This window comes from Streptomyces sp. NPDC001663, assembly GCF_042893105.1.
In the GTDB taxonomy this organism is placed as follows: Bacteria; Actinomycetota; Actinomycetes; order Streptomycetales; family Streptomycetaceae; genus Streptomyces.
Window position 1 is genome coordinate 1 of record NZ_JBIAUR010000015.1, and the last position, 21,923, is coordinate 21,923.

The window sequence follows — 21,923 nt, forward strand, 5'->3', positions numbered from 1 at the left end:
GGGCGGCGGGTCCCCGCTCTTTTTGGGTTGTTCGGTTGCGGTCGTCCGGCGCGCCGCCGCTGCGTTTTTGGGGGGGGGGCCCGGGGGGGGCGGGGGGCCCCCCCCCCCCGCCCCCCCCACCACCGCCTTGTCCGCATACGTTCTTCCCGCTGCGAGCCGCCGGGTCAACGGCGGCTCCCCAGACGGGAGATCGGGGGTGCGCACGTGCGCATCGGACTGCTTACGGAGGGTGGCTATCCGTATGTGAGCGGTGACGCCAGGCTCTGGTGCGACCGGCTCGTGCGCGGGCTCGGGCAGCACGAGTTCGACGTCTACGCGCTCAGCCGCAGCGAGCGCCAGGAGGACGAGGGCTGGATCCCCCTGCCGCCCCAGGTCGGCCGGGTGCACACGGCGCCGTTATGGGCGGCCGAGGACGACGGAGTGGTCTACGGGCGCCGGGCGCGCCGGCGGTTCGCCGAGTGCTACGGGCAGTTGGCGGCCGCACTGTGCACGGGGAGCGCAGGAGATCCGTCCGGCGTTTCGGGGGAGGGCTCGGCCGTTGAGGCGGACCGTTTCGGCACTGCGCTGTACGGGCTCGCCGAACTCGCCCGCGACGAGGGCGGGCTGGTGGGAGCGCTCCGCTCCGAGGCCGCCGTACGCGCCCTGGAGCGCGCCTGTCGTGCGCCGGGCGCCCTGCAAGCGGCGCGTGAGGCGCGCGTACCGGATCTGCTCGCCGTCGCCGCACACCTGGAACGCGCGCTGCGCCCGCTCTCGCTCGACTGGTACGAGGACGACGACGGGCTCGGCTCGGTCGACCTCTGCCACGCCACGTCCGGTGGCTCCGCGGCCCTGCCCGGGCTGCTCGCCGGCCACTTCTTCGGCGTACCCCTGCTGCTGACCGAGTACGGGGTGCGGCTGCGCACGCACTACCTGGCCGTCACCGACGCCCCGCCCGCCGTACGGTCCCTGCTCGCCGCCTTCCACAGCCGGCTCGCCGCCGAGATCTACGCGCGGGCCGCGATCGTCACACCCGGCAACGCGCACGCGCGCCGCTGGCAGGAGCGCTGCGGCGCCGACCGGGCGAAGCTCCGCACGGTCTACCCGGGCATGGAGGCCTCCCACTTCGCCGAGGTGGGCGAGTCCCCGGATTGCGCGGACCCCGACACGCTGGTCTGGGTCGGCCGCGTCGAACCCACCAAGGACCTGGTGTCGCTGCTGCACGCCTTCGCGGAGATCCGCAAGGAGGAGCCGAAGACGCTGCTGCGGATCGTCGGCGCACCGGCCGGCCCCGAGGGCGAGGCCTATCTCGGGCACTGCAAGGCGCTGGCGGCGCAGCTCTTCCCCGACGAGGCCGAAGGGCTGCACTCCGTGGGCGACAACCCGGTCTCCTTCGAGGAGGTCGGCGGCCCCGAACTGCCGAGCCTCGCCGACGCGTACGCCGCCGGGGCCGTGACCGTGCTGTCCAGCGTCGTCGAGGGCTTCCCGATCAGCCTGGTCGAGGCCATGTTCTGCGGCCGCGCGACGGTGTCCACGGACGTCGGCGCGGTCGTGGAGGTCATCGGCGGCACGGGGCTCGTCGTACCGCCGCGCAACCCGCGGGCGCTCGCCGAGGCGTGTCTGGCGCTGCTGCGCGACCCCGAGCGCTGTGAGCGCCTGGGCGCGGCGGCACGCGCGCGTGCGCTGGAACTGTTCACCGTCGAGCAGAACACCACGGCATTTCACGGCATTTACCTGGAGATCGTCTCGCGCACCCCGGTACGCCGCGTCGTCCTCGACGACACCGGAGAGCCCCTGCCCTTCGCCGTCCCCGCCGAGGCGCACGTCCCCGGCCGCTGGACCGGGCAGGGCGCACGCGTCGTGGCCCGCGGCGGACCCGGCTGGGCGGCAGGCCCTCCGGCGCGCGCGACCTCTGCGCAACCGGCCGCCGAGGGGGCGCGATGAGCGGACTGGGAGAACTGGACCGGCCCGGGACACCGGACAGCCCCGGGGCTTGGGACGAGCGCTCGAAGGAGTGGGCCGCGGGGGAGCCGGAGGCATCGGGGGCCGCCGCCGGACCAAGCCGCGGTGACGACATCCTGGCTGGGCTCAGTGACGACGCCTCGGCTGCCCGCCGCAGTGACGACGTCCCGACCGCTCGGCACGGCGACGATGCCCTGGTCGTGCACAGTGACGATGCCCTGACCGTCCCGCGCAGTGACAGTGCCCCCGCGCCGCGCCGCCAGACCTCCGCCCGCCGAACCGCCGCCGACCCCGTGAAGGCGCTGATGCACCGTCACCGCGAGCTGTGCGAACGGGCCGTGGACCCCCTGGAGATCGCCGCGGGCCTGGAGGCCCACGGCGTCACCGACCGCACCGCGGCACGCTTCCGGCACCGGGACGTCTTCTCCCTCGCGGAGGAGCTGTACGCGCGCGTACCCCGCGACGACTCCCCTCCTCGCCCCGCGGCCCTCCCGGCCCCCCGGGCACGCGCCGACTGGGCCCTGCTCACCCTCCTCCCCGGAGCGCTGTGCACCGCGACCGTCGCCGCCCTGCACCTCACCCACGGACAGGCCCGCGTGATCGCGGCCGTCGTGGGCGCCCTCGCCGTGGCCCTCGGCCTGCGCGCGGCACTCTCCCGCGGCCCGCTCGGCACACCGCACCGCACGCCCCCGGGCTCCGCCACCCGCATCTGGACGCACTGGCTCATCGCCTACGCCCTCCTCGGCGACGGCCTCCTGCGCGCGGCCGTCGCCGGCGGCCCCGACAGCCTGCCGAACGGCAGTGCCCACGGCCCCTGGCCGCTCGCCGGCACCCCCGTCCTGGCCCTCGCTCTGGCCTGTGCCCCCGCGGCGTGGACCGCCCACCTCCTCGCCGTGCGCGCCCGCCGCAGACTGACCGCCAGCCGCGGCCTGCAGGACTTCGCAGCCTCCGTACGGCCGCTGCTGCTCGGCACGTTCGCCCTGTTCCTGTGCGCCCTGACGGCCCTGCTCGCCCTGTGCGGCACGGCCCTGGGCGAGAGCGCGGCCTACGCCCAGACCGTCACCCTGGGCGCCCTGCTGTTCCTCGCCCGCCTCCTCACCGTCCACGGCTTCACCCACGCCCCCTCGATCGTTCTCACCGCCACGGCCACGGCCGAGGCGACCGCCCTGGCCACGGTCTTCGCGGGCCGCCTCCCCGGCTGCGGCTTCCTCGCCGCTCCCGTGCGGACCCTCGTCGACGCCTGGGGCCCCGGCAGTGTCCCGGCCCTCATCTGCTCGGCGGCTGCCCTGACCCTGCTGATCCACGCGACCCGCACCCTCACCCGGGCCTCGGCCCACGCACCCGCGGACCGGCCGTGCTGACGCGGCAGCCGTCCCCGGGACACCTCCAGGAGTCGCATGCACGCCGGCCCATGCCGGCCCCCACCCCGCCACAGGCGCCCGGTCCCGCCGCCCGAGGCAACCGCACCACCCCCTCTGAAGGAGAACCCCAGATGATCACCTCCCGACCCGACGCCTCGGCACCGGGAGCCGCCCGATGAGAGTCCTGCTGATCGGAGCCAACGGCTACCTCGGCCGCTTCGTCGCCGACCGCCTGCTCGCCGACCCGGCCGTCCAGCTCACCGCACTCGGCCGCGGCGACGACGCCGACGTCCGCTTCGACCTCGCGTCCGGCAGCCCCGGCGCCCTCACCCGCTTCCTCGACGCGGTCCACCCCGGTGTCGTCGTCAACTGCGCCGGCGCCACCCGGGGCGGTGCCCGCGAACTCACCCGCCACAACACCGTCGCCGTCGCCACCGTCTGCGAGGCCCTGCGCCGCAGCGGCTGCGGCGCACGGCTGGTGCAGATCGGCTGCGGCGCCGAGTACGGCCCCAGCCAGCCGGGCTCCTCCACGGCCGAGGACGCCGTGCCGCGCCCCGGCGGCCCGTACGGCGTGAGCAAGCTCGCCGCCACCGAACTCGTCCTCGGCTCCGGCCTGGACGCGGTCGTCCTCCGGGTCTTCTCACCGGCCGGCCCCAGCACGCCCGCAGGGTCCCCGCTGGGCCGGCTCGCGGAAGCCATGCGCCGCGCCATGCAGTCCGGCGACGGCGAGCTCAAGCTCGGCGGCCTCGGCGTGCAGCGCGACTTCATCGACGTACGTGACGTGGCCCGAGCCGTGCACGCCGCCTCGCTCTCCGCCGCGCAGGGCGTCATCAACATCGGCTCCGGCCGCGCCGTCCGCCTGCGCGACGCCGCCGCCACGCTCGCCCGCGTGGCCGGATACGGCGGCGCCCTCCACGAACTCGACGGCCCGCCCGGCCCGCTGCGGGCGACCATCGGCCATCCGCGCGGCGAATCGGACCACGCCGCCCCGGTCGCATACCCGTACCCCGACGGCTGCGGCAGCTGGCAGCAGGCCGATGTGCGCACCGCACGCGACCGGCTCGGCTGGCGGCCCCGGATCAACCTCGAAGAGTCCCTAGCCGACATCTGGATGGAGGCGGCATGCCGTATCTGACCAGTACCAAAGCGGCCGTCGCGAGCACCGACGTACGTACCGGCCTCGGCATCCCCGGCTACGCACATCCCCTCGTCGCCCCCGCCGAGTGGGGCGAACTCACCCGCCCCGGAACCCCCTTGCACTGGGTCGTCCTCAATGTCGCCGACGGCCCCGGCGCCCGCCCCGACCCGCACTGCCTGGAGGCTGCCGGCCGACTGCGCAACGCGGGCGTCCGTGTCCTCGGCCACCTCTCCACGGCGTACGGAGTCCGCGGCCACGGCGAGGTGATCTCCGACGCCAACCGGTACGTCGACTGGTACCAGGTCGACGGCTTCCTCCTGGACCGCTGCCCGACCGAGCGCGCCTCGCTCCCCGGAGTGCGCCGCACCGTCGCCACGCTCCGCACGATCCGCGACGGCGCCCACATCGTCCTCGGCCACGGCACCCACCCGTACCCCGGATACGCCGAGAGCGCCGACCAGCTGGTCACCTTCTCCGGCTCCTGGAGCGACTACCGCTGGTCGCAGGTGGCCGAGTGGACCGCCGACCATCCGCCCGAGCGCTTCTGCCACTTCGTCCACGGAGTGCCCCGGCCCCATCTGGAGGAGGCGCTGCGCATCGCCCGCTGGCAGGGCGCGTCGACCATCTACTTCACCGACCGCACGGACCGCGGCGGCCGCTGCGATCCCTGGGAGACCATGCCCGGCTACTGGGACGAAATCGTCTCGCGGATCGGAACGGGTGTCTCGGAATGAAGAAGGCCATGGCACTGTTACACGGAGAACAACTGTAGTGATTGACCGATCAACGGAGTCCCCGTGTCGCTGCCACCCCTGGTCGAGCCAGCTTCTGAGCTCACCGTAGACGAGGTCCGCAGGTACTCCCGCCACCTGATCATCCCCGACGTCGGGATGGACGGGCAGAAGCGGCTGAAGAACGCCAAGGTGCTCTGTGTGGGCGCCGGCGGCCTGGGCTCGCCGGCGTTGATGTACCTGGCCGCGGCGGGCGTCGGCACGCTCGGCATCGTGGAGTTCGACGAGGTCGACGAGTCGAACCTGCAGCGCCAGATCATCCACAGTCAGGCCGACATCGGTCGCTCCAAGGCCGAGTCCGCGCGCGACTCCGTCCTCGGCATCAACCCGTACGTGAACGTGATCCTTCACGAGGAGCGGCTCGAGGCCGACAACGTGATGGACATCTTCAGCCAGTACGACCTGATCGTCGACGGCACGGACAACTTCGCGACCCGCTACCTGGTCAACGACGCGGCCGTACTGCTGAACAAGCCGTACGTGTGGGGCTCGATCTACCGCTTCGACGGCCAGGCCTCCGTGTTCTGGTCCGAGCACGGCCCCTGCTACCGCTGCCTCTACCCGGAGCCCCCGCCGCCGGGCATGGTCCCCTCCTGCGCCGAGGGCGGCGTGCTGGGCGTGCTGTGCGCGTCCATCGGCTCCATCCAGGTCACCGAGGCCATCAAGGTCCTCACCGGCACCGGCGAGCCCCTCGTCGGCCGCCTGATGATCTACGACGCCCTGGAGATGCAGTACCGCCAGGTCAAGGTCCGCAAGGACCCGAACTGCGCGGTCTGCGGCGAGAACCCGACCGTCACCGAGCTCATCGACTACGAGGCCTTCTGCGGCGTCGTCTCCGAGGAGGCCCAGGAGGCGGCCGCCGGCTCGACGATCACTCCCAAGCAGCTCAAGGAGTGGATCGACGACGGCGAGAACATCGAGATCATCGACGTCCGCGAGATCAACGAGTACGAGATCGTCAGCATCCCGGGCGCCAAGCTGATCCCGAAGAACGAGTTCCTCATGGGCACCGCCCTGGAGAGCCTCCCGCAGGACAAGAAGATCGTCCTGCACTGCAAGACGGGTGTCCGCAGTGCGGAAGTCCTCGCGGTCCTGAAGTCCGCGGGCTTCGCCGACGCCGTGCACGTCGGCGGCGGCGTCATCGGCTGGGTCAACCAGATCGAGCCGGACAAGCCGGTCTACTAGGCACACGCCTTTCCGGAAGGGGCTCGGCACCACGCGGTCCGGGCCCCTTTCCGCTGCCCGGGCCCGGAGATCCGCGGCCCGGGCCTCGAGGCCCGGTTCCCGGGCTACTCGGCGCAGACCTTGCCGTCCCTCGGCACCGTCCCGTTCAGCAGATACGCGTTCACCGTCGAGTCGACGCAGTCGCTCCCGCTCCCGTACGCACCGTGTCCCTCGCCCTTCCAGGTGAGCTCCACGCCGACGCCCTTGCCCAGCTCGTCGGCCATCTTCCGGGCACCCTCGTACGGCGTCGCCGGGTCCCCGGTGTTGCCGACCACCAGGATCGGCGCCGCACCGGGCGCGCTCACCTGCGGGGTGTCGTACTGCCCGGCCACCGGCCAGTCGTGGCACCAGCCGGCCGTGTCCCAGCCGAGGAAGTCCCCGAACACGGGCGAGATCTTCTCGAACGTAGGCAGCAGCTTCTTCGTCTCCTCGGCGGTCGGCCGCTGCTTGTCGTCCAGGCACGATATGACCCGTTGCGAGTGGGTCGTCGTGCCGTAGTGCCCCGACGCGGTGCGTTCGTTGTAGCCGTCGGCGAGTGCCAGCAGCTCCGAACCGTCACCCTGTTCGGCCGACTTCAGGGCGCTGGTCAGCGTCGGCCAGCCGGCCTTGCTGTACAGCGGCAGGACGATGCCGGTGAGCGCGAGCGTCTGTGTCAGCTTCCGTCCGGACGACGTCGGCAGCGGGTTCGCATCGAGCCGCTTCACCAGGCTCGCGATCTTCTGCGTGCCCTGCTCGGGGTCCTGGCCGGTCGACTTGAGGTAGTCGTCCAGGGCCCGCTGGAAGCCCTTGGTCTGGTTCTCCGCGTGGCCCACGGTGTCGGCGCTCGGGTCGACGACCGCGTCGAGGATCAGCCGCCCGACGTTCTTCGGGAACAAGTGGGCGTACACGCCGCCGAGTTCGGTGCCGTACGAGATGCCGAAGTAGTGCATCTTCGTGTCGCCCAGCACCTGGCGCATCAGGTCCATGTCGCGCGCGGTGTCCGTCGTCGACACGTGCGCCATCAGCTTCCCGGCGGTCTTCTGGCAGCCCTTGCCGAAGTCTGCGGAGTCCTGGAAGTAGGCCTTCTCCTCGGCCGGGGTGTCGGGGGTGGCGTCCACGTCCTCGGCGGCCTGGATGGCCTTGTCGCTGCGGCAGCGCACGCCCTCGCTGGCGGCGACCCCGCGCGGGTCCCAGCTCACCAAGTCGTAGCGCTCGCGCAGCTGGGACACCGTGGCGGCGTACGACGGCATCATGGACACGCCCGAGCCGCCGGGGCCGCCGAAGTTGAACACGAGGGAGCCGATGCGCTTGCCTCCGCGTGCCTTCTCGCGGATGAGTGCGAGGCCGATCGTCTCGCCCTCCGGCTTCGACCAGTCCAGCGGCACCTTGAGCGTCGCGCACTGCCAGTCGCTGCCCGGCGCGGGGGAGTCCGAGGTGGCCTTGCAGCCTCCCCAGTCGAGCTTCTGCCCGGTCAGCGAGGAGGGCAGCGCGGCGGTCGTACCGGAGGAGCCGGACGACGGCGAGGCTGCCGCGCTCGTCTCGTCATCGCTCTTGCCGTCGGACGACGAGCCGCTGCTGCAACCGGCCACCAGGAGCGCGGCGGCGGCCCCCAGAGCCGCGCACCGTACGAATCGCGCCATGCACATTCCCCCCACACGGGCCGTCCGCACCGAGCAGCAAACGGCGGTCGGGCCATAGTAGGCAGATCCACGCCACATCTGCCCAAGCCTGTGGATAACCTTCTGACCTGCGGGTTTATGGGGAATCGGCCTCGGGGTCAGGAGCAGACGGTGCCGGCCGCCGGTACCTTCCCGTCCAGTAGATAGCCGTTCACCGCGGCCTGCACGCACTGGTTCTTGCTGTCGTACGCGCCGTGCCCCTGCCCCTTGTACGTCAGCTCGACGCCGACGCCCTTGCCCAGCGCGTCCACCATCCTCTTCGCGCCCTGGTACGGGGTGGCCGGGTCGCCCGTGTTGCCCACGACGAGGATCGGCGCGGCCCCGGCCGCGCTCACGTCCGGATGGTCGGCGGCGCCCGCAACGGCCCAGTCCGTGCAGCCGAGCATGCCCCATGCGAGGAAGTCGCCGAACAGTGGCGAGGCGGCCCGGAACTCGGGCAGCTTCTGCTGCACGTAGTCGGGGTTGTAACGGGGCTTGTCGTCGGCGCAGTTGATGGAGACGTTCGCGGCGGTGATGTTGCTGTACTCGCCGTTCTGGCTGCGTCCGTTACTCGAGTCGGACAGCGCCATCAGGATCCTGCCGTCACCCTTGTACGCCTGCTGCAGGCCCTGGGTGAGGTACTGCCAGAAGTCCTTCGAGTACAGGGCCTGCGCGATGCCGCTGGTCGCGGTGCTTTCGGTCAGCTGGCGCGGGAAGATGCCGGGGATCGGCTTGCTGTCGAGGTCCTTCAGCAGCGTGGCGATACGGTCCTTGACGTCCTGGGCGGTGTCGCCGATCGGGCATGGTGTGGTCTTCGACACGCAGTCCGCGGCGAAGTTGTCGAGCGCGAGCTGGAAGCCCGCGGCCTGCGCGAGCGAGCCCTGTTCGGAGTTCAGCGTCGGGTCGACGACCCCGTCGAAGACGGCGCGGCCGACGTTCTTCGGGAACAAGTGGGCGTAGACACCGCCGAGTTCGGTGCCGTACGAGATGCCGAAGTAGTACAGCTTGGCGTCGCCGAGGACCTGCCGCATCAGGTCCATGTCGCGGGCCGCGTCGGTGGTGCGCACATGCGGCAGCGTCTTCTTGGAGTTGTGCTCGCAGGCTCCGTTGAACTCCTTCGTGTTGTCCAGGAGCTCGGTGCGCTCGCGGGCGTCGTCGGGGGTCGAATCCTGCTGGAAGTACGCGTCGAGCTGCTGGTCGTTCTCGCACTTCACGGGGGCGCTGCGGCCGACTCCGCGAGGGTCGAAGCTGACCAGGTCGTAGCGGGTGCGCAGCTTCGCGTAGTCCGGGCCGAAGGACGGCAGTTCGGCGACGCCCGAGGCGCCGGGGCCGCCGAAGTTGAAGACGAGCGAGCCGATGCGGCTGCTCTTGTCGCCGCTCGCCTTCGCCCGGATCAGTGCGATGTCGATGGTGTCGCCGTGGGGCTTGGCCCAGTCGAGGGGCGCCTTCATGGTCGCGCACTGCCACCGGCCGCCGTTCGGCAGGGGCGAGGGGGCGTCACCGTCGCCCTCGGCCGCGGAGGGGGCCGGGCAGTCCTGCCAGTTCAGTTTCTGGGCCGGCAGGTCCTCGTCCTTCTTGGCGTCGTCGCTGCAGCCCGCCAGAGCGGAGGCGAGCAGCACCGCGGCGGCGGTCAGGGCAACGGCGCGCAGACGGGGAGGGTTCGGCATGTCTCCATCCTGCGCTCGCGCGCGGGGGGCCGCTCGGGACGCGAGCCGTAAGAGGTACGCCGTATACGGTCGTCGTACTACTACAGCGCGCCCTTGCGTGACAGCTGGTTGAAGGCCAGCCAGCCCGGCAGCACCGGCAGCCACAGGGTCAGCAGCCGGAACAGCAGCACGGCCGGTGCGGCGACCTCCTTGGGGAGGCCGACGGCGATCAGACCGACCGTCAGGGTCGCCTCCACCGCGCCCACGCCGCCCGGGGTCGGTGCCGCGGATCCCAGCGCGTTGCCGGCGAGGAAGACGACGGCGACGCTGGCGATGCTGAGCGAGGTCCCCTCCTGGCCGAAGGCGCGGATCGAGGCGTCCAGGCACATCACGAAGCAGGCGGTCAGCAGCAGCATGCCGCCGATGCCGGTGACGAGCTTCTGCGGCCGCTGCAGCACGTCCAGCATGCGCGGCACGACACCGGCGAAAAGCGACCGCACGCGCGTGGCGACGAATTTCCTCAGGAACGGCACCGAGGTGACCACGAGGACGAGCACCGCGACCGTCAGCAGGCCCGCGATGACCGTCCGGGACGGCGACAGCGACGGTGTCTTCTCGGTGCCGGTCAGATAGCCGAAGGACAGCAGCATCAGGATGTGACAGCCGAGTCCGAACAGCTGCGAGGCGCCGACGCTCGCGACCGCGAGGCCGGGCCGCACGCCCGCGCGTTGCAGGAAGCGGGTGTTGAGGGCGACACCGCCCACCGCGGCCGGCGCGACGATCTTGACGAAGGACCCGGCGACCTGCGCCCCCACGGTCCGCAGGAACGGCACTCGCTCGGGCACGAACCCCAGCAGCGCCATTGCCGCCGCGACGTAGCTGAGCGCCGAGAACAGGACGGCCGCGACGACCCAGCCCCATTCGGCGTTGGCGACGAGCGGACCGAACTCGATGTGGGTGAGCTGCGTCAGCAGGAAGTACGCGCCGATGGCACCGGCGATGAAACTGATCAGCGTCCGCGGTCGCACCCGCTCCAGCCGGGCGGGCTCGACCGGTGCCTGCGGCCTGATCAACAGCACCTGGTGGCGGATCTGGGTGAGCAGATCCTCCTCGCGCGCCTCGTCGATGGCCTCGTCGATCGCTCGCTTCTCGGCCCGCTGCTCCGCTCGTACGGCCTTCTTGTCGGGCTTTTCGAGTACGGGCCCGGTGTCCTCGTCGCCGGCCTCCAGGCGGGCCTGCTTGGCCTGCCGGGACGCCTCCAGGACCGCCTCGCGCTCGCGCTGGGCCCGCTCCCGGGCGAGCTTGCGCAGCGTCGCGCGGGAGGTGCGGCTGAGCGCGATGGGCTGCAGCATCGGCAGGCAGTCGGCCACGGCGTCCGGGCCGAGCACGCCCACCGCCGACGCCACCGCTCGCTCGGCGCCCACCCGCAGGCCGAGCGTCACCAGGAGCTGCGAGACGTCCATGCGCAGCAGCAGCTCGCCGGCCGCGATCTCGCCCACGCGCAGGTCGGTGAGGATGACCGTGCCGGAACGATCCACCAGAATCGCGTCACCCACCAGCCTGCGGTGCGCGATGCGCCGGGACTGCAGTGCCCGTACCTGGTGCCAGGTGTCGCGCAGCAGATCGTCGGTGATCTCCTCGTCCGCCAGGGTGTCGAGCGTGCGCCCGCCGGTGTGCTCGTAGACGAGCATCACGGCGTCGGGGCCGAGCTCGGAAGTGGCGATCAGCTTGGGCGCGTTGGCGCCCGCCGCGATAGCCGCATACGCGAGCAGCGCCTCCTGCTCCAGGGCCTGGCGCAGCGACTGCAGGCTGCTGCGGGTGGCGAAGCCGCGCAGCGTCAGATTGCGCCACGCGCGGTAGAAGAAGCCCTGCGCCTGCTGCTCCCGGTCGACCACCGTGACGTCCAGGGGCGGGCCGTCCTCGAGCGTGACGAAGTAGCGCCGGCCGCGGTCGCCGGTCTCCGGGGTTTCCACGACCTCCTCGCGGGAGGCGCTCACGGGGCGGAAGCCGACGTGCCTGAGGCCCGCCATCAGCGTCCGCCCGGTCGGGCGGACGTTGGGCGAACCGACCGCGTAGAGCGTCCCGTAGGCAATGGTCCAGCCGATGAGCACCGTCAGGATGATCGAGAACGGCGTCGTGTAGCCGGTGACGAGCATCGAGAAGGCGTCGAGAAGCAGCACCATCCACAGCACCGCGCGCCAGCGCGGCCGCCGCGACATGCCGACGGCGGTCATGTACGCGATGACCGGCGCGAGATAGCCGTGCACGGGGTCGGTCAGGGCGTGGATGTCGCCGGGGGAGGGCTGGGTGAGCGCCTCCTGGATGGAGTCGGGGGCGGCCTTGGCGACCCACAGGTCAGTGGCGAGAGTCACACCGTGCGCGAGGACCGCGGCGAGTACGCCGTCGGCGATGCGCAGCCCGTCGCGCTTGATCAACCGCTCGATCGCGAACGCGACCGGTACCAGGAGGATCGCGATGCTGGAGGCCAGTCCCGCGATCTTGATGAGCAGGTCCGGCGCCTGTCCGGTGCCCTTGTTGATGTCCTGTTCGAGCCCTGAGGTGGTGCCGTGTGCGAACGCGGCGATCGCGAGCAGGACGACGATGGCCAGGACGCCCACCAGGAGACGCATCAGGTCGGACGGACGGTGCACGCGCGCGGGGAGCAGCGGTTCGTCGCCCTCGACCTCGTCGGCGTGCGCCTCGTCCACGAGGTCGGTGTCGTCCCCGGCGTCCTTGTTCACGGCTCGCGCGGCCGTGTTCTCGCCGTCTGTGTCGGTGTCCGGGCGCGACGAAGCGTCAGAGGTGCTCTCCGCATCCTCTGGGTGCGCACCCTGCTGCTTCATCGTCTCTTCTTGGTCTCGTATCACCAGTCACCGCCCGCACGATGGTGGCATGCCCCACCGACACACGGGGGCATCAGGGTGCAGACGCGGGGGCGCACAGTCTGCCGGAAGCGCCGTCTCGGGGCGAGGGATACGCACAGTGGCGAGCTGGTCACACTGTCGGTGGGATGGGGCAGGATGGGCCGGATGAGCGAGAAGAGCCTTCCGCGGGACGGCCGGCCGGAGCACCCGGACGCCCTGCCGGAGTACGCCGAGCGCGTCCTCGAGGTCGCCGAACTGATTCCGCGCGGGCGTGTCATGACGTACGGGGACGTCGCCGAATGGCTGGAGGAAGGCGGCCCCCGCCAGGTCGGCCGTGTGATGGCCCTCTACGGGGGAGCCGTGCCGTGGTGGCGCGTCGTGAGCGCGGGCGGCGTCCTGCTCCCGGGACACGAACTGGAAGCGCTCGGCCACTACCGCGCCGAGGGCACCCCCCTGAAGGAGGCGAGCAGGGCCGCCGAGGGCCACCTGCCGCGTCTCGACATGAAGCGCGCGCGGTGGGACGGCGGCGAACACGAGGGTCACACCTGACAGCTTCCGCCATACGGCGGCCCGGCGTGTGACCCGTGCTCCGTACGGGGGAACAGGGGCACGTCCGTGGCATGCCGTACGTTCGTGGGGCGAGGGGCCTGCGTGTCGCGAGTGCCGTGAGGGAAGAAGCGGAAGCCCTGCTTCCGTCCTGGCCGTCGGCGTAGCGTCGGCTGCGCGTGCCCCCCTCATCCCCCGATCACCGTCCTGCACGCGCGGTGGTCCGACAACCAGTACGACCACCAGGACCGGCGAACCACGTGAGCTCCTCTTCCTCCACCAGGCGCCTGCCGCACCCCCGGGTGCGACAGGGGAACAGTGGCGCTTACCGACTGGTCCGTACCCCGCCGGCCCTTCCGGATCCCCCTCGTCTGGACGCGCCACAGCGCTCCGTGGTTGACCACGCGGCCGGTCCGCTGCTCGTCCTCGCAGGCCCGGGCACCGGCAAGACCACCACGCTCGTCGAGTCGGTGGCGGCGCGGATCGCCCGGGGCGGGGACCCCGAGCGCATCCTGGTGCTGACGTTCAGCCGCAAGGCGGCCGTCGAACTGCGCGACCGCATGGCGCTGCGCATAGGAGCGGCACACGCGCCCCGGGCGACCACCTTCCACTCGTTCTGCTACGCCCTGGTCCGCGCCCACCAGGACAGCGAGCTGTTCGTGGAACCGCTGCGCCTGCTGTCCGGCCCCGAGCAGGACGTCGCCGTGCGCGAACTGCTCGCGGGCCAGCCCGACCTGGAGCGGCTCGGCCTCGCGCATGTGCGCTGGCCCGACGAGCTGCGGGCCTGTCTGACCACCCGCGGCTTCGCCGACGAGGTCCGCGCGGTGCTCGCCCGCAGCCGCGAACTGGGCCTGGGCCCGGGCGCCCTGGACGCCTTCGCCCGCCGCATCGGCCGCCCCGACTGGCGTGCCGCTGCCGCCTTCCTCGCCGAGTACCTCGACGTCCTCGACGCCCAGGGCGTGCTCGACTACGCGGAACTGGTGCACCGCGCGGTCCTTCTCGCCCACCGCCCCGAGGCCGCCGAGCGGCTCGCCGCGCAGTACGACGCCGTGTTCGTCGACGAGTACCAGGACACGGACGCGGCCCAGGTACGGCTGCTGCACGCCCTCGCGGGCGGCGGCCGCACCCTCGTCGCCTTCGGCGACCCCGACCAGTCGATCTACGCGTTCCGCGGCGCCGACGTGAACGGCATCCTCGAGTTCCCGACGGCCTTCCCGCGCGCGGACGGCCGCCCGGCGCCCGTCGAGGTCCTGCGCACCTCCCGCCGCTCCGGCGCCGCCCTGCTCACCGCGACCCGGCTGCTCACCCAGCGCATGCCGCTGACCCGGCTCCCGGCGGACAAGGTGCGCGCGCACCGGGCCCTCGCCCCGGTGCGGGACGGCGGCCGCGTCGAGGCCTTCACCTACCCGACGCCCGGCACGGAGCTGGACAACATCGCCGACATCCTGCGCCGGGCACACCTGGAGGACGGCGTCCCGTGGCGCGAGATGGCCGTACTGGTGCGCGCCGGGTCCCGCACGATCCCGACGGTGCGCCGCGCGCTCACGGCCGCGGGCGTCCCCCTGGACATCGACGGCGACGACCTGGCCCTGCGCCACGAACCGGCCGTGGCACCGCTGTTGACGGCTCTGCGGGCGGTGGCCGAGGCGGAGGCGACGGTGCGCTCCGAGGGAGACGGTGCCTCGGCGGAGGGCCCTTCAGCGGAGCCTCCCTCCGAGGAGGAGGCGGCTTCATCGGGGGCGGAACGCTGCTGGCTCGACACCGAAACCGCCCTCACCCTTCTCGCCTCCCCTCTCGCCGGCATGGACGCCGCCGACCTGCGCCGTCTCGGCCGTGCCCTGCGCGACGAGGAGCGGGCCGCGGGCAACGCCCTGCCGCCGCCCTCGGACGAACTGCTCGCGCGTGCGCTGGCGGAGCCGGAGCGCCTGGTCGCGCACGACCCCGCGTACGCGCGTGGCGCCCAGCGGCTCGGCGCGCTGCTGCGCAGGGCCCGTGAGCGCCTGGCGGGCGGCGGCACGGCCGAGGAGGCGCTGTGGGACCTCTGGGAGGGCACGCCGGGGCCCGCGCGCCTGGAGCGGTCGGCGCGCCGCGGCGGCGCGGCCGGGCGCAACGCCGACCGTGACCTGGACGCCGTGTGCGCGCTGTTCGCGACCGCCGCGCGCGCGGAGGAGCGCACCGGCGGCCGGGGCGCACTCAACTTCCTGGAGGAGATCGATGCCGAGGACATCGCCGCCGACACCCTCACCCGCCGTGCGGTACGCCCCGACGCCGTACGCCTGATGACCGCGCACCGCTCCAAGGGCCTGGAGTGGCGCCTGGTCGTCGTCGCGGGCGTCCAGGAGGGCCTGTGGCCGGACCTGCGCCGCCGCGGCTCGCTCCTGGAGGCCGACCGCATCGGCCGCGACGGCCTCGCCGAACCGCTCACCCCGGGCGCGCTGCTCGCCGAGGAGCGCCGCCTGTTCTACGTCGCCGCCACACGCGCGCGTGAGCGACTTGTCGTCACGGCGGTGAAGGCCCCGGCCGACGACGGCGACCAGCCCTCCCGCTTCCTCACCGAACTCGGCGTCGAACCACGGGATGTCACGGGCCGCCCCCGCCGCCCGCTGTCCGTCGCCGCGCTCGTCGCCGAACTCCGCGCCACCACCGTCGATCCGCGCGTCTCCGACACTCTCAGGGAGGCCGCCGCCCACCGGCTGGCCCGGCTCGCCGCGCTCGCCGACGAGGACGGCCGTCCGCTCGTCCCGGCCGCCCACCCGTACCGCTGGTGGGGCATGTTCGAGCCGACCGAGAGCAAGGTGCCGCTGCGCAACCGCGACCAGCCCGTCGTCCTGTCGGGCAGTGCGCTCGACCAGCTCGCCAACACCTGCGCCCTGCAGTGGTTCCTGGGCCGCGAGGTGAAGGCCGACGCACCCGCGACGGTCGCCCAGGGCTTCGGGAACGTGGTGCACGTCCTCGCCGACGAGGTCGCCTCCGGACACACCCCCGCCGACCTCGTCGTCCTCATGGAGCGCCTGGACTCCGTGTGGAACGCGCTCGCCTTCGACGCGCCGTGGAAGTCGGCGCAGGAGAAGGAGAACGCGCGCGTGGCGCTCGAACGCTTCCTGAAGTGGCACGTCATGGACCGCACCGGCCGCACACCGGTGGCCAGCGAGCACGACTTCGACGTCACCCTCGAAGCGGGCGACTACGAGGTGCGCATCCGCGGCTCCATGGACCGCGTCGAGGCCGACGGCGAGGGACGCGCCTACGTCGTCGACTTCAAGACCGGCAAGCAGGCGCCCACCGCGCGCGAGGTGGAGCGCCACCCCCAGCTCGCCGTCTACCAACTCGCCGTCAGCGAGGGCGCCGTCGACGAGGCCTTCGACGGCGTGCGCCCCGAACCCGGCGGCGCCGAACTGGTCCAGCTGCGCCAGGGCGCCGCCCAGCGCGACGGCGGCGAGACCCTGCCCAAGGTGCAGGCCCAGGAGCCGCTGGAGGGGGAGTGGGTCGGCGAACTGCTGGCCAACGCCGCCGGAAAGGTCCTCGACGAACGGTTCACACCGAGCGCCGGCCAGCACTGCACGCACTGCGCGTTCCAGGCGTCCTGCAGCGCGCGGCCCGAAGGGCGGCACGTGGTCGAGTGACGCGGGTGATCTTCGGGGGCTCTTTGTGATCGACCGCACCACGCGTGCTGACCTGCGCTTCTTCCAGCCCCGAGGCCGATCCGTCATCCACTGTCAGTGGCCGCCGCTAGCCTCTCTGACGTGCCGCCCCGTATCACCGACCCCGATCAGCTCAAGGAGCTCCTGGGGATTCCGTTCACCCCGGAGCAGACGGCCTGCATCGTCGCGCCGCCCGCCCCGCAGGTGATCGTGGCCGGAGCCGGGTCCGGCAAGACGACGGTGATGGCGGCGCGCGTAGTGTGGCTGGTCGGCACCGGCCAGGTCGCCCCCGAACAGGTCCTCGGCCTCACCTTCACCAACAAGGCCGCCGGAGAACTCGCCGAGCGCGTCCGCAAGGCCCTCATCAAGGCCGGGGTGACCGACCCGGACGTCATCGACCCGGACAACCCGCCGGGCGAGCCCGTGATCTCGACGTACCACGCCTTCGCGGGCCGCCTCCTGACCGACCACGGCCTGCGCATCGGCCTCGAACCGACCTCCCGCCTGCTCGCCGACGCCACCCGCTACCAGCTCGCCGCGCGCGTGCTGCGCGAGGCCCCGGGACCCTACCCGGCACTCACCCGCTCCTTCGCGGACCTGGTCAGCGACCTGCTCACCCTCGACGCCGAGCTCGCCGAACACCTCGTACGGCCCCAGGAACTGCGCGCCTACGACGCCGGGCTGCTGCGCACCCTGGAGGGCGCCAAACTCACCAACGCCGACCTGCGCAAGGTCCCCGAGGCGGCCGCCGCGCGCCGCGAACTGGCCGATCTGGTGGTGCGTTACCGGGCCGCGAAGCGCGAGCGCGACCTGCTCGACTTCGGCGACCAGATCGCCCTGTCCGCGCAGCTCGCCCAGATCCCCGAGGTGGGCCGCATTCTGCGCGACGAGTTCCGCGTGGTCCTCCTCGACGAGTACCAGGACACCTCGGTGGCCCAACGCATCCTCCTGGCGGGCCTGTTCGGCGACGGCACCGGCCACCCGGTCACCGCTGTCGGCGACCCCTGCCAGGCGATCTACGGCTGGCGCGGCGCCTCCGTCGCCAACCTGGACGACTTCCCGGACCACTTCGCGCACCCCGACGGCCGCCCCGCGACCCGCCAGGCGCTCAGCGAGAACCGCCGCAGCGGCGGCCGCCTCCTCGACCTCGCCAACGGCCTCGCGGAGCCCCTGCGCGCCATGCACGCGGGCGTGGAGGCCCTCCGCCCGGCCCCCGGCGCCGAACGCGACGGCACGGTGCGCTGCGCGCTGCTGCCCACCCACGCCGAGGAGATCGACTGGATCGCCGACTCGATCGCCCACCTCGTGAACACCGGCAAGGCACCGGGCGAGATCGCCGTCCTATGCCGTACGGCTACCGACTTCGCCGAGATCCAGGGCGCGCTCGTCGCCCGGGACGTCCCCGTCGAGGTCGTCGGGCTGTCCGGGCTGCTGCACCTGCCCGAGATCGCCGACCTGGTCGCCGTCTGCGAAGTCCTCCAGGACCCCGGCGCCAACGCCTCCCTGGTCCGCCTGCTCACCGGCCCGCGCTGGCGCATCGGCCCCCGCGACCTCGCCCTCCTGGGCCGCCGCGCCCGCCGTCTCGTCGCCCACGCGCGCGTGGCGGACGACGACGACCGGGACCGCAAGCTCGCCGAAGCCGTCGAAGGGGTCGACCCGTTCGAGGTGATATCGCTCGCGGACGCCCTCGACACCTTCCTGGAGATGCCGCTCGACGCCGTACAGGAGGACGACGGGCTGCCCTTCTCACCGGACGCGCGCGTGCGGTTCGCCCGCCTGGCCGCCGAACTGCGCGACCTGCGGCGGTCGTTGTCCGACCCGCTCATGGACGTCCTGCACCGCGTCCTCGCGGTCACCGGCCTCGAGGTGGAGCTGTCGGCGTCCCCGCACGCCCTGGCCGCCCGACGGCGCGAGACCCTCTCCAACTTCCTGGACATCGCCGCCTCGTTCGCCGCCGGTGACGGCGAGGCGACCTTGCTCGCCTTCCTGGGCTTCCTGCGCACCGCCGCCCAGTACGAGAAGGGCCTCGACAACGCCCTCCCCGGCGGAGAGAACACCGTGAAGGTCCTCACCGCCCACAAGTCCAAGGGCCTGGAGTGGGACGTCGTCGCCGTCCCCGGCCTGGTCACCGGCACCTTCCCCAGCACCCAGGGCCGCGAGAAGTGGACCGCCCAGGGCAGGGTGCTGCCGCACGAACTGCGCGGCGACGCCGCCACCCTGCCCGACATCGAGGCATGGGACTCCCGGGGCCTGAAGTCCTTCCAGGAAGCCATGAAGGAACATCAGCACACCGAGGAACTCCGCCTCGGCTACGTCACCTTCACCCGCCCCCGCTCCCTGCTCCTCGGCTCCGGCCACTGGTGGGGCCCCACCCAGAAAAAGCCACGCGGCCCGTCCGACTTCTTGCAGGCCCTCTACGACCACTGCGAGGTCGGCCACGGCGAGATCGAGGCCTGGGCCGACGAGCCCGCCGAGGGCGAGGAGAACCCGGCCCTGTACGCGGCGAGCACCGACCAGATCTGGCCACTGCCCCTGGACGACGCGGCTCTCGCCCGCCGCCGCGCCGCCGCCGAAACGGTGCTGGCCCACCTGGAGGAGCTCGCGTCCCACGACGACGACCACCCCGCGGCCACGCACGACCCCGACAGCCACGAGGACCCGGACTGGCCGCCGCCACCCGACGACGAAGCCTCTTACGACGAAGCCTTCTACGAGGACGACGACTTCGAAGACGACCCTGGCGACTGGGACGCCTGGTCCGCCGACCGCCCGACCGTCCCGCACCAGGCGACGGCCCCAGAGAGCGCCGTACACCAAGACGCACCGGACAGCGCACGTGCCCACCCGGAGCGCAACGCGCGCGAATCCGGCACCGGGCACACCCGCCCTGCCCCCGCACGCCCCCGCCTCACCCCGGAGGAAGCCCGCACCCTCGCCTCCTGGGACCGTGACCTCGACGCTCTCACCGGCGAACTCCTACGCGCGCGTGAAGCCGTTACCGACGTCCCCCTGCCCGCCTCGCTCACCGCGTCCCAGGTCCTGCGCCTGGCCGCCGACCCGGACGGTTTCGCCCAGGAACTCGCGCGCCCCATGCCGCGCCCGCCGCAACCCGCCGCGCGCCGGGGCACCCGCTTCCACGCCTGGGTCGAGGCCCGCTTCGAAGAGCTGACCCTCCCCGTACTGGAGCCGGAGGAACTGCCCGGCAGCGAGGCGGAGATCGCCGACGAACGCGACCTGGAAGCCCTCAAGGACGCCTTCGAACGCACGGAGTACGCCCACCGCACACCCCACCGCGTCGAGACCCCCTTCCAGCTCGCCATCGCCGGCCGTGTGGTCCGGGGCCGTATCGACGCCGTCTACAAGGAGGGCGACGGCGACGGGGCGACGTACGAGATCGTCGACTGGAAGACGAGCCGCACGCGCACCGCGGACCCGCTCCAGCTCGCCCTCTACCGGCTCGCCTGGGCCGAGCAGCAGGGCGTCCCCCTGGAGTCCGTCAACGCGGCGTTCCTATACGTACGCACCGGTGAGGTCGTACGACCGGAGGACCTGCCGGACCGGTCCGCCCTGGAGCGGCTGCTCCTCGAGGACCCGGCCGCGGAAGCAAACTGTGAGGAACCGCCCAACGAGGATGTCGGTGCGGGCCGATAGGCTCGTGACCATGAGCCAGACCCCGGACAGCGCCGTCCGTACGTACATCGAGCAGCACCGCGCCGCCTTCCTCGACGACCTCGCCGAGTGGCTGCGCATCCCGTCCGTGTCGGCCCAGCCGGACCACGCGCCCGATGTACGCCGCAGCGCCGACTGGCTCGCCGCCAAGCTCCGCGAGACCGGCTTCACGACCACCGAGGTCTGGGAGACGCCAGGCGCCCCCGCCGTCTTCGCCGAGTGGCCCGCCACCGACCCCGAGGCGCCCACCGTCCTCGTCTACGGCCATCACGACGTGCAGCCCGCCGCCCGCGAGGACGGCTGGGACAGCGAGCCCTTCGAACCCGTCGTCCGCGAGAACCGCCTCTACGCGCGCGGGGCGGCCGACGACAAGGGCCAGGTGTTCTTCCACACACTCGGCGTCCGCGCCCACCTCGCCGCCACCGGCCGCACGGCCCCCGCCGTCAACCTGAAGCTGCTGATCGAGGGCGAGGAGGAGTCCGGCTCGCCGCACTTCCGCACGCTCGTCGAGGAGCACGCGGACCGCCTCGCCGCCGACGCCGTGATCGTCTCCGACACCGGCATGTGGTCCGAGGACACCCCCACGGTGTGCACCGGCATGCGCGGCCTCGCCGAGTGCGAGATCCACTTCTTCGGCCCCGACCAGGACATCCACTCCGGCTCCTTCGGCGGCGCCGTGCCCAACCCGGCCACCGCCGCCGCCCGCCTGGTAGCCGCCCTGCACGACGAGCACGCACGCGTGGCGATCCCCGGCTTCTACGACGGCATCGTCGAACTCACCGACCGCGAGCGCGAACTCTTCGCCCAGCTGCCCTTCGACGAACAGCAGTGGCTGCGCACCGCCAAGTCCCACGCCACCCGGGGCGAGGCCGGACACACCACCCTGGAGCGCATCTGGGCCCGCCCCACCGCCGAGGTCAACGGCATCGGCGGCGGCTACCAGGGCCCCGGCAGCAAGACGATCATCCCGTCCTCGGCCATGGTGAAGCTCTCCTTCCGCCTGGTCGCGGGCCAGGACCCCGGCCACATCGAGAAGTCCGTCCGCGCGTGGGCCGCCGAACAGGTACCCGCCGGAATCCGGTACGAGATCACGTTCGCCGCAGCCACGCGCCCGTGTCTGACACCACTGGACCACCCCGCCCTGCAGTCCGTCGCCCGCGCGATGGGCCGCGCCTTCGACAAGCCGATCCTGTTCACGCGCGAGGGCGGCTCCGGACCGGCCGCCGACCTCCAGGAAGTCCTGGACGCACCGGTGCTCTTCCTGGGCATCTCCGTCCCGTCCGACGGCTGGCACGCACCGAACGAGAAGGTCGAGCTCGACCTGCTCCTCAAGGGCGTCGAGACCACCGCGTACCTGTGGGGCGACCTCGCCGAGACGTGGCGCCATGCGCCCTGAGAGTCCAGCGCCGACCGGAGCGGTATCGCGCGCGGGGCACACTGGAACAACCGCCCCACAGCGCCCAGCCCC

12 protein-coding genes are annotated in these 21,923 nt (G+C 72.6%); 9 read left to right on the forward strand and 3 right to left on the reverse strand.

The window, feature by feature from the left end:
• Positions 1–204: 204 nt before the first annotated feature.
• From ACFY1L_RS39055 to moeZ, 5 genes are all read left to right on the forward strand, one after another.
• Complete coding sequence (locus tag ACFY1L_RS39055) at positions 205–1,920, forward strand: DUF3492 domain-containing protein (RefSeq protein ID WP_388835623.1); 1,716 nt, start codon at positions 205–207, stop codon at positions 1,918–1,920.
• The gene (locus ACFY1L_RS39060; RefSeq protein WP_388835626.1) at positions 1,917–3,299 is read left to right on the forward strand and encodes a hypothetical protein; all 1,383 of its coding nucleotides are present in this window, start codon (positions 1,917–1,919) and stop codon (positions 3,297–3,299) included. Before ACFY1L_RS39055 ends, ACFY1L_RS39060 begins: the two co-directional genes overlap by 4 nt.
• Before the next feature lie 175 nt (positions 3,300–3,474).
• Entirely contained in the window at positions 3,475–4,434 is a 960-nt protein-coding gene (locus ACFY1L_RS39065) for an NAD-dependent epimerase/dehydratase family protein (RefSeq protein WP_388835629.1), read from the forward strand.
• Positions 4,422–5,171 carry a spherulation-specific family 4 protein gene (locus ACFY1L_RS39070; RefSeq protein WP_388835632.1) on the forward strand — a complete coding sequence of 250 codons (750 nt, stop codon included), beginning with the start codon at positions 4,422–4,424 and terminating at the stop codon, positions 5,169–5,171. The genes ACFY1L_RS39065 and ACFY1L_RS39070 overlap by 13 nt, the downstream gene beginning before the upstream one ends.
• A 63-nt stretch (positions 5,172–5,234) precedes the next feature.
• Entirely contained in the window at positions 5,235–6,413 is a 1,179-nt protein-coding gene (moeZ, locus tag ACFY1L_RS39075; protein ID WP_388835635.1) for an adenylyltransferase/sulfurtransferase MoeZ, read from the forward strand.
• Between the two features lie 104 nt (positions 6,414–6,517).
• Here the strand turns inward: moeZ and ACFY1L_RS39080 are convergent, their stop codons facing one another.
• From ACFY1L_RS39080 to ACFY1L_RS39090, 3 genes are all read right to left on the reverse strand, one after another.
• Complete coding sequence (locus ACFY1L_RS39080) at positions 6,518–8,071, reverse strand: alpha/beta hydrolase (protein WP_388835638.1); 1,554 nt, start codon at positions 8,069–8,071, stop codon at positions 6,518–6,520.
• Positions 8,072–8,208: 137 nt separating this feature from the next.
• On the reverse strand, positions 8,209–9,756 hold the full coding sequence (locus tag ACFY1L_RS39085; protein ID WP_388835641.1) for an alpha/beta hydrolase: 1,548 nt from the start codon (positions 9,754–9,756) through the stop codon (positions 8,209–8,211).
• 80 nt (positions 9,757–9,836) lie between these two features.
• Positions 9,837–12,578 carry a lysylphosphatidylglycerol synthase domain-containing protein gene (locus tag ACFY1L_RS39090; protein WP_388835644.1) on the reverse strand — a complete coding sequence of 914 codons (2,742 nt, stop codon included), beginning with the start codon at positions 12,576–12,578 and terminating at the stop codon, positions 9,837–9,839.
• A gap of 186 nt (positions 12,579–12,764) precedes the next feature.
• Between ACFY1L_RS39090 and ACFY1L_RS39095 the strand changes: the two genes are divergently transcribed.
• The 4 genes from ACFY1L_RS39095 to ACFY1L_RS39110 all read left to right on the forward strand — a co-directional run bounded on the left by ACFY1L_RS39095 (position 12,765) and on the right by ACFY1L_RS39110 (position 21,851).
• On the forward strand, positions 12,765–13,148 hold the full coding sequence (locus tag ACFY1L_RS39095; protein WP_388835647.1) for an MGMT family protein: 384 nt from the start codon (positions 12,765–12,767) through the stop codon (positions 13,146–13,148).
• A gap of 257 nt (positions 13,149–13,405) precedes the next feature.
• Positions 13,406–16,768 carry an ATP-dependent helicase gene (locus ACFY1L_RS39100; RefSeq protein ID WP_388835650.1) on the forward strand — a complete coding sequence of 1,121 codons (3,363 nt, stop codon included), beginning with the start codon at positions 13,406–13,408 and terminating at the stop codon, positions 16,766–16,768.
• Between the two features lie 120 nt (positions 16,769–16,888).
• A complete protein-coding gene (locus ACFY1L_RS39105; RefSeq protein ID WP_388835653.1) occupies positions 16,889–20,437 on the forward strand; it encodes an ATP-dependent helicase in 3,549 nt (1,182 codons plus the stop codon).
• A 10-nt stretch (positions 20,438–20,447) separates the two neighbouring features.
• A complete protein-coding gene (locus ACFY1L_RS39110; RefSeq protein ID WP_388835656.1) occupies positions 20,448–21,851 on the forward strand; it encodes a dipeptidase in 1,404 nt (467 codons plus the stop codon).
• Positions 21,852–21,923: the final 72 nt, after the last annotated feature.